Source organism: Pseudonocardia sp. (assembly GCF_050246655.1).
Classification (GTDB): domain Bacteria; phylum Actinomycetota; class Actinomycetes; order Mycobacteriales; family Pseudonocardiaceae; genus Pseudonocardia.
Map to the genome: position 1 here is coordinate 30,918 of NZ_JBFWVQ010000023.1, position 13,549 is coordinate 44,466.

Sequence of the window (13,549 nt, forward strand, 5' to 3'; positions counted from 1 at the left end):
CCCGGGCCGTCGGAGCGGAGACCCTCCCGTGCGGCCGACCGGCCTGCGCCCCCGGCTCACCGTGCTCAGCACGGCGCTCGTGGCCGGCGTGAGCGCGCTGCTCCTGTGGCTGGGCTGGCTGCTGGTGGACGGGGTCGCGCGGGCGGTCCCTGCCCTGCCGCCGGGTGCGACGGTGCGCGTGGGGGGCGAGGAGCTGCCCGCGGAGCAGGTCAGCGAGGCCGTCGGGGCCGCAGCGCGGGGCGAGGTGCTGCGGGTGGGCCTGATCGCCTTTCCGCTCGTGGTGATCGCGGCGGCGCTCCTGTCGTGGTGGCTCGTGGGGCGGGTGCTGGGGCCGCTCCGGGAGGTCACCGCCACCGCGCGGCGGCTGTCGGCGGAGTCGCTGGACACCCGCATCGGGCTGCCCGCGACGTGGGCGGCCCGGGGCGAGGTCGCCGAGCTCGCCGCCGGGTTCGACGCGATGCTGGACCGGCTGCAGGCCGCGTTCGACGCGCAGCGCCGGTTCGTCGCGAACGCCGGTCACGAGCTGCGCACCCCCCTCGCGGTGATGCGCACCGAGGTGGACGTCACGCTCGCCGACCCGGACGCCGACCCCGCCGAGCTGCGCCGCATGGCCGAGGTCCTGCGCGACGCGACCCGGCGCGCCGACGACCTGGTGGCGGGCCTGCTCCTGCTGGCGCGCACCGAGGCCCTGGACGCCGTGGCGCGCGACCCCGTCGATCTCGCGCAGGCCGTCGCCCCGGCACTGGCGGTCGCGGAGGCCGAGGCCGCGCGGCGCGGGCTGCGCTTGCACGAGCACCTCGCGCCCGCCCCCGTCCGCGGCGACGCGGTGCTGCTGGAGCGCGTGGCGGCGAACCTGCTGGAGAACGGGGTCCGCCACAACGTCGCGTCGGGCTGGGTGGAGGTGTGGACGGGCGTCGCGGACGGCGCCGCGGAGCTGTGCGTGGCCTCCAGCGGGCCGGAGATCTCCGCCGACACCGTCGACGAGCTGTTCGACCCGTTCCGCCGCGGCCCGGTGGAGCGCACGGGCCAGGTTCCGGGGTCGGGTCTGGGCCTGTCGATCGTCCGCGCGATCGTGTCCGCACACGGTGGACGCGTGCGCGCCGAGCCCGTGCCCGGAGGCGGCCTCGCCGTCACCGTCCGACTGCCCGGGGGAGGACCCGACTGATGCGCCGCTCGATCCTGGTCGCCACGCTCGTGCTGCTGCTGGTGGGCGGTGCCGTCGTCGTGGCGGCGCTCGTCGCCCCGCGGCCTGCACCCACGACCGGCGAGGGGCCGGGTGAGGACGTTCCCGCCGATCCGGTCGTGGCCGCGGACGGTCTCGGGGACCCGTACTACCCGCGGGCGGGCAACGCGGGCTACGACGTCCTCGGCTACGACATCGACCTCACCTACGCGCCCCGCACGGACCGGCTCGACGGCCGCACCACCGTCAGCGCGGTCGCGACGGAGGCGTTGCGCGGCTTCAGCCTGGACCTGCGACTGCCCGCGTCCGCTGTCGAGGTCGACGGGGCGCCCGCCGCGTTCACCCAGGGCGACGGGGAGCTGCACATCACCCCGGCCGTCCCGGTCGCGAAGGGGGCGACGATGCAGGTCGTCGTCACCTACGGCGGGGTGCCCTCGGAGATCCCGTCCCCCGGCGGCGTCGCGGCGCCGTGGACGCGGGCCTCGGACGGCGCGGCAGGCGTGGGCCAGCCGGAGGGGGCGTCGTGGTGGTTCCCGGCCAACGACCATCCCTCGGACAAGGCCACCGTCGCCGTCAGCGTGTCGGTGCCGGAGGGCGTCGAGGCGATCTCCAACGGAGCGCTGCTCGGCGGGCCGGAGCCCACCCCCGACGGCCGGGACCGGTGGCGCTGGCGGGCCGACGAGCCGATGGCGCCCTACCTCGCGTTCGTCGTGATCGGCCAGTACGAGCTGGACCGGCGCGACACGCCCCTCGGCCCGTACGTGGCGGCCTACCCCGCGGACGCGTCGCGGCGGGTGATCTCCCTGCTGGCCCGCACGCCGGAGGTCGTGGAGAACCTCGCGGAGATCTTCGGGCCGTACCCGTTCGGTCAGCTCGGCGGGGTCGCGGCGCCGACCGAGGGCTTCGCCCTGGAGAACCAGACCCGGCCCGTCTACGCCGAGAGCTTCCTCGACAGCAGCGAGGGCGGCTCCGTCGTCGTCCACGAGCTCGCGCACCAGTGGTTCGGCGACAGCGTCGCGATCGCGCGGTGGCGCGACATCTGGCTCAACGAGGGGTTCGCCACGTACGCGGAGTGGCTCTACGACGAGCGCACGGGCGGCACCCCGGCGGTCGACGTCGCGCGCGAGATCTACGACGTGCGACCGGCGGGTGACGACTTCTGGGCGGTCCCGCCGGGTGATCCCGGGATGGAGGACCTCTTCGACGGCGCCGTCTACGTCCGCGGAGGGATGGCCGTGCAGGCCATCCGCACCGCGGTGGGCGACGAGGACTTCTTCGCGATCCTGCGCGCGTGGCCGACGGAGCGCCGCGGCGCCAACGGCACGGTCGAGGACTTCCTCGCGCTCGCCGAGCGGATCTCCGGTGAGGATCTCGACGGCGTGGCGCGCGAGTGGCTCTACGACGCGGACCGGCCGCCGACGCCACCCGGCTGACCGTGCCGGGCCCCCGTCGAGAACGACACTGTGCTGATCAACAGGGGTTGTTGATCAGCGTAACGTCGTTCTCGACGGGGGCACCCGGTCAGGCGCGCGCCTCGGCCGCCTTCTCCAGCAGCTCGCCGAGGAGCTCGATCTGCCACGCCCGGGCCCCGCCGGCCCGCAGGTAGCCGAGGACGTCGCCGTCCGCGGGCGGCGACCAGCACAGCCTGCGCAGCAGGTCCGGAAGGAGCAGGTTCTCCACGGGGATGTTCCACTGCTCGCTCACCGTCGCGACCGCGGCGCGGGCGGCGGCGAGGCGGGCCGCGGCGTCCGGGTTGCGGTCCGCCCAGCGTGCGACCGGTGGCGGCCCGTCGCTGGGCGGCGTGGCCCGCGGCAGGTCGGCGTTGTCGAGCGCGTACGACGCGGCGAGCGCGTCGAACCAGTAGCGGGTGAGCCGCCGCTGGGCCCGCCCGCGGAACGTCGGCATGGCCGCGAGGGCCTCCGGCGTGGCGGGCGTGGCGACCGCGGCCTCGACGATGGCGGCGTCGGGGAGCACCCGACCGGGCGCGATGTCGCGCTCGGCGGCGAGGGAGTTGCGGGCCTCCCACAGCGCGCGGACGGCCGCGAGCGGGCGCGGCTTGCGCACCCTGTGGATGCCCGACGTGCGCCGCCACGGCTCGGCCCGGGGTGCGGGCGGGCCCGCGGTGCGGACCACGTCGAACTCCTGGCGGGCCCACTCCAGCTTCCCCTGTTCGGCCAGGACGCCCGCGAGCACGTCACGCAGCTCGACGAGCACCTCGACGTCCAGGGCGGCGTAGACGAGCCAGTCCTCGGGAAGGGGACGGCGCGACCAGTCCGCCGCACCGTGCCCCTTCTCCAGCCGCAACCCGAGGAGCTGCTCGACGAGCGGGCCGAGCCCGACCCGCGGGAACCCCGCGAGGCGCCCGGCCAGCTCGGTGTCGAACAGCGTCCCGGGTGCGAGGCCCACCTCGGCCAGGCAGGGCAGGTCCTGCGACGCCGCATGCAGCACCCACTCCGGCCCGGCCAGTGCCGTGGCCAAGGCGGACAGATCGCCCCCGAGCGGGACCGGGTCCACCAGCGCCGTCCCGGCGCCCGCCCGGCGCAGCTGCACCAGGTAGGCACGTTGGGAGTAGCGGAAACCCGATGCCCGCTCGGCGTCCACCGCCACGGGCCCGTGGCCGCCCGCGAACGCGGCGGCCACGGTGTCGAGACCGGCCCGGTCGACGACTACGGTGGGGAGCCCATCGGTCGGCCTCAACAAGGGTCGTACGGGGGATGCCGCACCCGGAGCAGACGGGGCCTCCGGTGCGGGTCGTGAAGGTCCGCTCAGCGGATGACCCCGGCACGCATCGCGAGCGCCACCATCTGCGCGCGGTCGCCGGTGCCGAGCTTGCGCCCGATCCGGGACAGGTGGCTCTTCACGGTCAGCGCGGACAGGCTCAACGCCTCGCCGATCTCCTTGTTGGACTGCCCGTCGGCCACCAGCTGGAGCACCTCGACCTCGCGGCCGGAGAGCTCACGCGGCGTGTTGTCCGTGCCGGGGACGCGGGTACCCGTGGCGAGCAGCGGCGCCACCGTCGGGTCGGCGTAGACGCCGCCGTCCAGGACGCGCTTCACGCCGTCGGTCACCACGGCGGGTGAGGCCGACTTCAGCAGGTAGGCCTGCGCACCGGCCTGGAACGCCGAACGGACCGCGTACGGGTCGTCCGACGAGGCCAGCACCACCAGGCGCGACCAGCCCATCGAGCGCAGTTCCGTCACCAGGTCCAGACCGCTCCCGTCGGGTAGGCCGAGGTCCAGGATCGCGAGGTCGCAGGGACCGTTGGCATGCGCCCTGGCCCGTGCCTCCGCGACGGACGCGGCCTCGTAGACCGTTCCGGCGCCCATGCCCCGCATCCGCCCGGCGATCGCCTCCCGCAGCAGCGGGTGATCGTCGACGACGAGCACGGAGAAGAGCTCCTCCCGCGGGTGCGGGATCATCCCGGGCGCATGTGCGGTTCCGCCTGTCGGACCACGCACGGGTGCGCCCTGGCTCACTACCACCATCTTCCAGTACCTCCCTGGAGTCGGTCGTTGCCCCCCGACCGGCACCCAGATCCTCGAGAGCCGGGTTGTGACGTCCGGCCGCCCGAGGAGGTGTCGTGGAGGAAAGGGTACCCCCCAAGCGGTCTAACGTCGTGTATCGAATCGAACTTGCCCGGGTGAAAGTTACAGCGGTTCAGAGGATCATGGCGCCTGTTCGGGTGACGAGGGCGGTCACGGGGAGCGTTCTCCCTCGTCACTGCGCAGATCGCTCCATCAACGGAACCGTCCCCGCCGGCGGCAGTCCCGCCGCGCTGGCGACCAGCGAGCAGAACGCCTCGGCGTGGGAGCGGAGGTCGCAACCCGCTGGTGTCCACGACGCACGCAGTTCGACGTCGTCATCGTGATTGGGCCGTCCGGCGTTACGTGTTTCGCCGAAACGGACCGAAGATGTCTGCGTGACCGTTCCGCCGAGTGCCGTATGGGAGGCGCCGTGCAGCTCCAGGGCCTCGGTGAGCCAGGACCACCCGACCACCGGGAAGAGCTCGTCGCCGAGCTGCTCGGGTTCCAGCCGGGCCTGGACGAAGCACACGAGCCGGAACGTGCCCTGCCACGCCTCCCGGCCCGCCGGGTCGTGCAGGAGGATCAGCCGCCCGGAGGTGTCGGGCTCGTCGAGGTCGTCCAGGGCCTCGCCCGGGCGCACCGCGAGCGCGTCCGCCTCGACCCCGAAGGCCCACGTGTACCGGGCCAGCCGGGGCGGGGCGTCGACGGCCGTGATCCGCAGCTCCGGGCGCGGGCGTACCGACTCCAGCGACTCCACCGCGCGCCGGAACTCCGACGGGACGGACCCGCTCTCCCTCCCACCCGGCTCGGACACGAGCCGGGACTCTAGGTCGCGCCGCCGGATCGCCAGGCCAGGCGCGCCGAGGACCACTCCGGCGGGGGTCGCCCGCCGGGGCCCGCCGCCGTGCGGCATGGGACACTGGACGGCGAGATGGCCACCACCGTGCTTCCGCCCACCCGCCGCGACCTGCGCGACGCTCCGTTCCTCGCCGCCGCCGCGGGCAGGCGGCCGTCCCGGATCCCGATCTGGCTCATGCGCCAGGCCGGGAGGTCGCTGCCGGAGTACCGGGCGCTGCGCGCCGACACGGGCATGCTCCAGGCCTGCGTCACGCCCGAGCTGATCTGCGAGATCACGATGCAGCCGGTGCGCCGCCACGGCGTGGACGCCGCGATCCTGTTCTCCGACATCGTCGTCCCGCTGCACGCCGCGGGGGTGGGCGTGGACATCGTCGCCGGCACCGGGCCGGTGGTGAGCCGCCCGGTGCGCAGCGCCGAGGACGTGGCGCGGCTGCCCGAGCTGCGGGTCGAGCAGGTCGCCCGCGTCACCGACGCGATCGGGCTGCTGCTGCGCGAGCTGGGCGACACGCCGCTGATCGGGTTCGCGGGCGCGCCGTTCACGCTGGCGTCCTACCTGGTCGAGGGCGGTCCCAGCCGCAACCACGAGCGCACGAAGGCGCTCATGCGCACGGCTCCGGACGTCTGGCACGCCCTGCTGGACCGGCTGGCCGGCATCACGATCACCTTCCTGCAGGCCCAGGTCGACGCCGGCGTGGACGCCGTGCAGCTCTTCGACTCCTGGGCCGGGGCGCTCTCCGAGCGGGACTACCGCCGGTACGTGTTCCCGCACTCCGCGCGCGTGCTCACCGCGATGGCGGACGCCGGCGTGCCCCGCATCCACTTCGGCGTCGGCACCGGCGAGCTGCTCGGCGCGATGGCCGAGGCCGGCACGGACGTCATCGGAGTGGACTGGCGGGTCCCGCTGGACGAGGCGGCCCGTCGCACCGGCCGCCGCCATCCCGTGCAGGGCAACCTCGATCCGGCCGTCCTGTTCGCGGACGTCGCGTCGATCGAGGACGAGGTGTGCCGCATCGTCGCCGAGGGGCGCGCGGCTCCCGGCCACGTGTTCAACCTCGGCCACGGCGTGCTGCCGGACACGGACCCGGACGTGATCACCCGGGTCGTCGAGCTCGTGCACAGCCTGGAGCCGTGAACGCCCGTATCGCCGTCGTCGGCGGTGGGATCTCCGGCCTCTCGGCCGCCCACCGGCTGCGCACGTTGCTGCCCGATGCCCGGATCACGCTGCTCGAGCGCGCGGATCGGCTCGGCGGTGTGCTGCGCACCGTGGAGCTCGCCGGCAGGCCGTTCGACGTCGGTGCCGAGGCCTTCCTCGTGCGCCGCCCGGAGCTGACCGAGCTCGCCGCGGAGCTCGGGCTCGGCTTCGTGCACCCGACGGCCGCCGCCCCGACCGTCCGGGCGGGCGGGCGCACCGCGGCGTTGCCGACCGCCACCCTGATGGGCGTGCCGGGTTCCGCGGCCCGGCTCGACGAGGTGCTGAGCCCCGTCGGGCTCGCCCGCATCGTCGCGGAGCGGCACCGGCCGCTGCGCTGGGGAGCGGGCGAGGACGTCGTGCTGGGGACCCTGCTGCGCTCCCGCCTGGGCGACCAGCCGGTCGACCGCCTCGCCGACCCGCTGCTCGGGGGCGTCTACGCGGGCCGGGTGGACGCGCTGGGGTTGCGCGCCACGATCCCGCAGCTCGCCCTCGCGCTGGACGCGGGGGCGTCGTCGCTGACCGCGGCGGTCGACTCCGTCCTGGCGGCCCAGCACGCCTCCTCGCAGGCCCCCGCCGGCGAACAGCCCGTCCAGCTGGACGAACGCGCCGCTCGGACGGCCTCGGCAGGGGTGGTCTCGCCGGCAGGCGGGGCGCCGTCGCCGCAGCCCGTGTTCGGCGCCTTCCCCGGCGGCTACCGCGAGCTGGTGGACGCGCTCACCGCGGCGTGTGCGGCGGAGATCCGGCTCGGCACCACGGTCCGCGAGCTCGCCCGTACCGCGACCGGCTGGCGGCTCACCCTCGGTCCCACGACCGCGCCCGAGGCGCTGGACGTGGACGCGGTCGTACTGGCGGTGCCCGCCCCGGCGGCGGCGCGGCTGCTCACCGTCGTCGCTCCCGGCGCCGCGTGCGCGGCCGGCACGATCGAGCTGGCGTCGTCCGCGGTGGTGGCGCTGGCCTACCGGGCGGCGGACGCCGCGACGCTCCCCACCACCTCGGGGATCCTCGTGGCGTCGGACGAGCGGCTGTCGGTGAAGGCCGTGACGCACTCGTGCCGCAAGTGGGCGCATCTCGCGACCGCGGACGGGATCCTGCGGATCCGGGCCTCCCTCGGCCGGTTCGGGGAGGTCGCGACCCTGCAGGCCGACGACGCCACGCTCGTCGCCCGCGCCCGTGCCGACCTCGTCGAGCTCGCCGGGATCACGGCCGCGCCCGTGGACGTGGTCGTGCAGCGCTGGGGCGGCGGGCTGCCGCAGTACGCGTCGGGACACCTGGATCGCGTGCGGGCCGTCGAGGACGGCCTCCCCGACGGGATCGCGGTCGCGGGGGCGGCGCTGCACGGCGTGGGGGTGCCCGCCTGTGTCGGGACGGCACGGCGGGCCGCCCAGCGGGTGGCGCACTCGCTCACCACAACGGCCGCGGCCGGCGGGGTCACCGCCCCGTGAGGATCTCCGCGTGCAGCCGCCGTGTGACCACCCCGGGCCCGACGCCGAGGTCGGTGCGCAGCAGCCGGCGCAGCTCCTCGTAGGCCATCAGCGCCTCCGCCGGGTTGCCGCGGGCGACCAGGGCGCGCATGAGCAGCCGGTGCCCGCTCTCCCGGTAGGGCGCGAGGTCGACCAGCGTCCGCGCGGCCCGCTCGGCCGTCGCGAGCTCGGTGCCGCGCAGCGCCAGGCACGCCTCGGCGTAGACCTCCAGCGCGCGCAGGCGCATGCGCGCCACCGTGCCGCGTTCGCGTTCCACCCAGCGACCCGCCGCCCCCGTCAGGAACCCCCGTGCCGCCACGTGCACCGCGACCCGCGCCGGCGACCACGCCTCGGCGAACGCCCCGCGCGCGACGGCGGACTCGGCGCGGTGCAGGGCGTCGTCGGCGGCGTCGAGGTCGATCCAGGTGTCGCGCGGCAGGTCCAGCCGAAGGTGGGCGCGGCCGTCGAGCCGGTGCGGACCGACGGCCCGGCGCAGCCGGGAGAGCAGCGCGGAGAGGGCCGAGTCCGCGGCGTCCGGCGGCGCGTCACCCCACAGCGCGCGGGCGAGCTCCTCGCGGGAGAGGCCCCGGCCGCGGTGGCGGGCGAGGGCGGCGAACACGATCTGCCCCTGCCGCCCCGGCAACCGTCCCTCCAGGCGCTCCCCGCCGAGCAGGACGACGAGGCGCCCGCAGAGGTAGACCCGGTCGGTCGGGTTGAACTGCACCAGGGCACCCCAATGTCTTCGCAAGGTCCGGACAGGGCGGCGTCCCTATTCTGGCCGCCGCGTTGCAGCGGTGCAGACGCGGGCGGAGGGGGACTCTCATGGCCAAGGTGATCCACTGCGAGTGCGGGTCGACCGTGGACGCGAGCGACGACGACACGCTCGTCGGGCGGGTCGAGGAGCACGTGCAGCAGGTGCACCCCGACCTCGTCGGCACGATGTCGCGCGACGACATCCTCGCGATGGCCGAAGAGGCGTGACAGGGTCCTGACCGCGGGTCGCCGCGCCCACGCCGGTGGAGGGGTACCGGCGCGGGCGCGGCGGGATGGCAGCATGGTGGCATGGCCCGCCTGGACTACGCCGCCCTGAACGACACGATCCGCTACACGATGTGGTCGGTGTTCCGCGTCGGGCCCGGGCGGCTCGGTGACGAGCGCTCCGCACCCGCCCAGGAGGCGGCCGCGTTCGTGGAGGCGCTCGCCGGCAAGGGTGTGGTCGTCCGCGGCGTGTACGACCTGGCGGGGATGCGCGCCGACGCGGACTACCTGATCTGGTGGCACGCGGAGACCGTCGAGGCCGTGCAGGCCGCGTACGCCGACCTGCGGCGGGAGACGGCGCTCGGGCGGGCCAGTACGCCCGTCTGGAGCCAGGTGGCGCTGCACCGGCCCGCCGAGTTCAACAAGAGCCACATCCCCGCGTTCCTGGCGGGGGAGGAGCCGCGCCGCTACGTGTGTGTCTACCCCTTCGTGCGCTCCTACGACTGGTACCTGCTGCCGGACGAGGAACGCCGCACGATCCTCGCCGAGCACGGCAAGGCCGCCCGGGGCTACCCGGACGTGCGGGCGAACACGGTGGCGGCGTTCGCGCTCGGCGACTACGAGTGGATCCTCGCGTTCGAGGCCGACGAGCTGCACCGGATCGTCGACCTCATGCGCGACCTGCGGGCCACCGAGGCCCGTCGCCACGTCCGCGAGGAGGTGCCGTTCTTCACCGGACCCCGCGTGGAGGTGGCCGACCTCGTCGCGACGCTGCCGTAGCTCCTACTCGGCGGGTTCGAACCGCAGCGAGACCGAGTTGATGCAGTACCGCAGGTCCGTCGGCGTCGCGTAGCCCTCGCCCTCGAAGACGTGCCCCAGGTGGCTGTGGCAGTTCGCGCACAGCACCTCGACGCGGCGCATGCCCAGCGTGGTGTCGGCGCGCTCGATCACGGCGTCGCCCGCGAGCGGGGTGAAGAACGACGGCCACCCGCAGTGCGACTCGAACTTGGCGTCGCTGCGGAACAGCTCCGTCCCGCAGGCGCGGCAGGAGTAGACGCCCACCTGCTTGTTGTCCGTGTACTCGCCGGTGAAGGGCCGCTCGGTGCCGGCCCGGCGCAGCACCTGGTACTCGGCGGGGGTGAGCTGGGCCCGCCACTCCTCGTCGGACTTGACGACCTTGGGCTGGCTGTCGGTGACCGGATCCATGCCCGCCAGACTATGCGTGCGACCCCGCAGCCGGTCCATGATCCTTCCGAACGGGCTCATTACAGCCACGCGGTGAGGACGAACAGCAGGGCATCGCCCATGAGGTACGCGACGACCGTGAGCAGCAACAGCACGAGGACGACCGCGGCAAGGCGCCTGCCGCCCTCGGCGCGGTTGGCGGACTCCGCGAAGTCCCGCACCCCGTCCAGGTAGCCCTCGACGGTGAACGCAGGCCCCTGGCGCTGCATGCGGTCCAGGTGGGCGGCGAACGCCTGGGCCTCCGGGTCGTCCGGGTCGAGGCCGAGCAGCTCGTCGTCGAACTGCGGGGAGCGCGGCGGCACGGCGCGCGGCCACGGGGGCCGGTTCGCGTCGGGGTCGCGCATGCGGGCAGGGTAGCCGGTAGCGTGCGCGGGCGTGGCGCGCGCCGAGGTCGAACTGCTCACCGTTCCCGGTCCGCACGGGGACCGTGAGGTGCGGCTGACCAGCCCCGACAAGATCTACTTTCCGGAGCGCGGGATCACGAAACGCGAGGTCGTGGGCTACTACGTGCGTGTCGCGGACGTCCTGGAACGTGTGCTGCACCTGCGCCCGACGAACCTCAAACGCTACCCGGACGGCGTAGCCGGCGAGGCGTTCTACGTCAAGCGGATGCCCAAAGGTGCGCCGCCGTACGCCGAGACGGCCCGGGTGACGTTCCCCAGCGGACGTACCGCCGACTCGTTCTGCCCGACCGAACCGGCGACGGTGGTGTGGGCGGCCAACCTCGGCACCTTCGACTTCCACCCCTGGCCGGTGCGCCGCGCCGACACCGACCATCCCGACGAGCTGCGCATCGATCTCGACCCGCAGCCCGGCACCGGGTTCACCGACGCCGTGGCGGTGGCCGGGGTGCTGCGCGAGGTGCTGGACGAGGCCGGGCTCGTCGGATGGCCCAAGACGTCCGGGGGCCGCGGCATCCACGTGGCCGTCCGGATCCGTCCGGAGTGGTCGTTCGTCGACGTCCGGCACGCGGTGATCGCGATCGGGCGCCGGGTCGCGGACCGGATCCCCGAGCGGGCCACCGTCGCGTGGTGGAAGGAGGAGCGCGGCGAACGCGTGTTCCTCGACTACAACCAGGCGGCTCGCGACCGCACGATCGCCTCCGCGTGGTCCGTGCGCGGACGGCCCCGGGCCACCGTCTCGATGCCCGTGACCTGGGAGGCGCTGCCCGACGTCGAGCCCGAGGACTTCGACGTCCGCACGGTGCCGGGCCTGCTCGACGGGCACGGGGACGCGCACGCGGGGTTGGACGACGCGGTGTGCGGCCTGGAGACGGTGCTCGAGTGGTACGACGCGGACGGGCGCGGCGACCTGCCCTACCCCCCGGAGTATCCGAAGATGAAGGGCGAGCCCAAGCGGGTGCAGCCCAGCAGGTCGCGGGCCGACACGCTCGGCAAGACGGTCTGACGGCGGGCACATCACGGGGGGCACGTCACGGGGGGCACAGCAGGCTGTGCTCCAGGCCCCCCTCCGGCGCCACGCCGTCCACGAGCAGGCGCCCGACGGCGTCGTTGACGCACGGGGTGCGCGGCCAGGCGCCGGTACCGGATCCCTGCCACGACAGGAAGCGGCCCGAGGGCAGCGTCTCGGCGACGCGTCGCGACCCCTCGGCCGGGCCACGCGGGTCGTGGACGGTGCCGAGCACCAGCACCGGCGGCAGCGGTCCGACCGGCACGGCCGGGGGATCGGCGACGGTGGGCCACGGCCCGCAGGCGAGCAGCCGCAGCGCCAGCGTCGTGCCGAACAGCGGATAGTCCTGCCGCCACCCGTCGGCGAGCGTGGCGATCTCGCCCGGGGCGAGGCGGCGGCCCGCGTCGTTGCAGGCCGTGGCGAGGGTGGCGTCGAAGCGTCCGCCGAGGCCCGCGACCGGGTCGAGGAGGTCCAGAAGCGGCACGGCGTCGCCCGCGTTCGCGGCACCGAGCGCGGCGGCGAGGGTGGGCCAGGTCCGCGGCTCGGACAGCCCGGCCATGACGGCGGTGAGCGTCCCACCCGCGGTGAGTACACGCAGGTCGGGCGCCCGGAGCTCCGCGGTGCGCAGGCGTTCGACCAACGCGGTCACGGTGGCGCGCGGGCTCACGCCGAGCGGGCACCCGGGAGCCGACGTGCAGGCGAGGGCGAACGCGTCGAACGTGGCCTCGGCGGCCTTCGCGCGCGCCTCGGAACGGGCGGGTTCGTCGAGGGTCGGGTCCTGGGGACCGTCGAGCACCAGCCTGCCGACGGCGGCGGGATCGCTCGCGGCCCAGCGGGCGAGCGCGCCTGCCCCGTCGCCCACACCGACCGCGGACAGCCGTTGCACCCCGAGGGCCGCACGGACCTCGGCGATGTCGGACGCGGTGCTGGCGGAGCGGAAGCCGCTGGCGCCCCCGGAGAGCAGCACGTGGCAGTCCTGGACGACCTGGCGGGCCTGTTCGAGCAGCTCGGCGAGGGAAGCCTCGTCGATGGCGTCGGCGTCGACGAGCGCGGCGCGCGCGTCGGCGGAGGCGCAGTCCAGGGCGTCCGACCCGACGCCGCGGCGGTCCAGCCCGACGAGGGTGAACGCCTGCAGCACCGGCAGCGGCACCTGTGCGGCCACGGTGACCGCATGGCCCGCCGACGGGTCCGTGGCGCTGTCGCCCAGGACGAGCAGCGGTGGGCGATCCTCGGGAGCGTCGGCGAGCCCGACGCGGACGAGGCCGACCCGGGTGCGGCCGAGCTGGGGCTGCTCAGGATCCGAGGGCACCGTCAGCTCGGTGCAGTCCGCGCGCAGGGCGCGGTCCGTGGGCACGGGGATCCCGGCGACGGCGAGGACCTCGTCGGTGCAGTCCAGGAACTCGGCGACCGGTTGCTGCGGGTCGGGCACCGGCAGGGTCGGCGCACCGGGCGCCGGGATGGGAACCGCGGGCGGCAGGGGTACCGCGATCCCGTCGCCGCGCACCGCGACCGGTGGCCGCTCGGACGGGCCCACCGTGCAGGCGGTGCCGCCAGCACCGACAGCGCACGCCAGCAGGACGGCGACGAACGTCGTCGCCGCCCGGGCGAGGGGTCGACGTGCCGGGCGCATCGGCGGCCACTCTGCCCGGTCCCCGGTATGGCCCGGGTCAGGGGAGCGGTGATCACCGTTTCCGTGACC

General features: G+C 75.2%; 14 protein-coding genes. 7 read left to right on the plus strand and 7 right to left on the minus strand.

Annotated features, from left to right (window positions below):
* Positions 1 to 28 precede the first annotated feature (28 nt).
* Entirely contained in the window at positions 29 to 1,165 is a 1,137-nt protein-coding gene (locus AB7J25_RS10620) for a sensor histidine kinase (RefSeq protein WP_428507662.1), read from the plus strand.
* Positions 1,165 to 2,616: a M1 family metallopeptidase gene (locus tag AB7J25_RS10625; protein WP_428507664.1), complete on the plus strand. Its 1,452-nt coding sequence runs from the start codon at positions 1,165 to 1,167 to the stop codon at positions 2,614 to 2,616. The genes AB7J25_RS10620 and AB7J25_RS10625 overlap by 1 nt, the downstream gene beginning before the upstream one ends.
* 88 nt (positions 2,617 to 2,704) lie before the next feature.
* Here AB7J25_RS10625 and AB7J25_RS10630 read toward each other — a convergent pair whose 3' ends face one another.
* From AB7J25_RS10630 to AB7J25_RS10640, 3 genes are all read right to left on the minus strand, one after another.
* A complete protein-coding gene (locus tag AB7J25_RS10630) occupies positions 2,705 to 3,883 on the minus strand; it encodes an HRDC domain-containing protein (RefSeq protein ID WP_428507666.1) in 1,179 nt (392 codons plus the stop codon).
* Positions 3,884 to 3,948: 65 nt separating this feature from the next.
* Positions 3,949 to 4,602 carry a LuxR C-terminal-related transcriptional regulator gene (locus tag AB7J25_RS10635; protein ID WP_428507668.1) on the minus strand — a complete coding sequence of 218 codons (654 nt, stop codon included), beginning with the start codon at positions 4,600 to 4,602 and terminating at the stop codon, positions 3,949 to 3,951.
* 298 nt (positions 4,603 to 4,900) lie between these two features.
* The gene (locus AB7J25_RS10640) at positions 4,901 to 5,521 is read right to left on the minus strand and encodes a DUF3000 domain-containing protein (protein ID WP_428507670.1); all 621 of its coding nucleotides are present in this window, start codon (positions 5,519 to 5,521) and stop codon (positions 4,901 to 4,903) included.
* Positions 5,522 to 5,638: 117 nt separating this feature from the next.
* On the opposite strand from AB7J25_RS10640, the gene hemE reads away from it, so the two are divergent.
* Both hemE and hemG read left to right on the plus strand, forming a co-directional pair.
* The gene (gene hemE / locus AB7J25_RS10645) at positions 5,639 to 6,697 is read left to right on the plus strand and encodes a uroporphyrinogen decarboxylase (protein ID WP_428507672.1); all 1,059 of its coding nucleotides are present in this window, start codon (positions 5,639 to 5,641) and stop codon (positions 6,695 to 6,697) included.
* On the plus strand, positions 6,694 to 8,199 hold the full coding sequence (hemG, locus tag AB7J25_RS10650) for a protoporphyrinogen oxidase (RefSeq protein ID WP_428507674.1): 1,506 nt from the start codon (positions 6,694 to 6,696) through the stop codon (positions 8,197 to 8,199). Before hemE ends, hemG begins: the two co-directional genes overlap by 4 nt.
* Here the strand turns inward: hemG and AB7J25_RS10655 are convergent.
* Entirely contained in the window at positions 8,186 to 8,941 is a 756-nt protein-coding gene (locus AB7J25_RS10655; RefSeq protein ID WP_428507676.1) for an AfsR/SARP family transcriptional regulator, read from the minus strand. The two genes, hemG and AB7J25_RS10655, sit on opposite strands and share 14 nt — an antisense overlap.
* A gap of 98 nt (positions 8,942 to 9,039) precedes the next feature.
* Between AB7J25_RS10655 and AB7J25_RS10660 the strand changes: the two genes are divergently transcribed.
* Together AB7J25_RS10660 and hemQ are read left to right on the plus strand one after the other, a co-directional pair.
* On the plus strand, positions 9,040 to 9,198 hold the full coding sequence (locus tag AB7J25_RS10660) for a hypothetical protein (RefSeq protein ID WP_428507678.1): 159 nt from the start codon (positions 9,040 to 9,042) through the stop codon (positions 9,196 to 9,198).
* An 81-nt stretch (positions 9,199 to 9,279) separates the two neighbouring features.
* Positions 9,280 to 9,975, plus strand: a complete 696-nt coding sequence (gene hemQ / locus AB7J25_RS10665; protein WP_428507680.1) for a hydrogen peroxide-dependent heme synthase — start codon at positions 9,280 to 9,282, stop codon at positions 9,973 to 9,975.
* A gap of 3 nt (positions 9,976 to 9,978) precedes the next feature.
* Here hemQ and msrB read toward each other — a convergent pair whose 3' ends face one another.
* Entirely contained in the window at positions 9,979 to 10,401 is a 423-nt protein-coding gene (msrB, locus tag AB7J25_RS10670; RefSeq protein WP_428507682.1) for a peptide-methionine (R)-S-oxide reductase MsrB, read from the minus strand.
* A 59-nt stretch (positions 10,402 to 10,460) separates the two neighbouring features.
* Positions 10,461 to 10,784: a hypothetical protein gene (locus AB7J25_RS10675; protein WP_428507684.1), complete on the minus strand. Its 324-nt coding sequence runs from the start codon at positions 10,782 to 10,784 to the stop codon at positions 10,461 to 10,463.
* Positions 10,785 to 10,815: 31 nt separating this feature from the next.
* Here AB7J25_RS10675 and ligD point away from each other — a divergent pair, with 31 nt between their 5' ends.
* Positions 10,816 to 11,847, plus strand: a complete 1,032-nt coding sequence (gene ligD / locus AB7J25_RS10680) for a non-homologous end-joining DNA ligase (protein ID WP_428507686.1) — start codon at positions 10,816 to 10,818, stop codon at positions 11,845 to 11,847.
* Between the two features lie 25 nt (positions 11,848 to 11,872).
* Here ligD and AB7J25_RS10685 read toward each other — a convergent pair whose 3' ends face one another.
* Positions 11,873 to 13,480 (minus strand): alpha/beta fold hydrolase, encoded by a 1,608-nt coding sequence (locus AB7J25_RS10685; protein ID WP_428507688.1) that lies wholly within the window; start codon positions 13,478 to 13,480, stop codon positions 11,873 to 11,875.
* Positions 13,481 to 13,549: the final 69 nt, after the last annotated feature.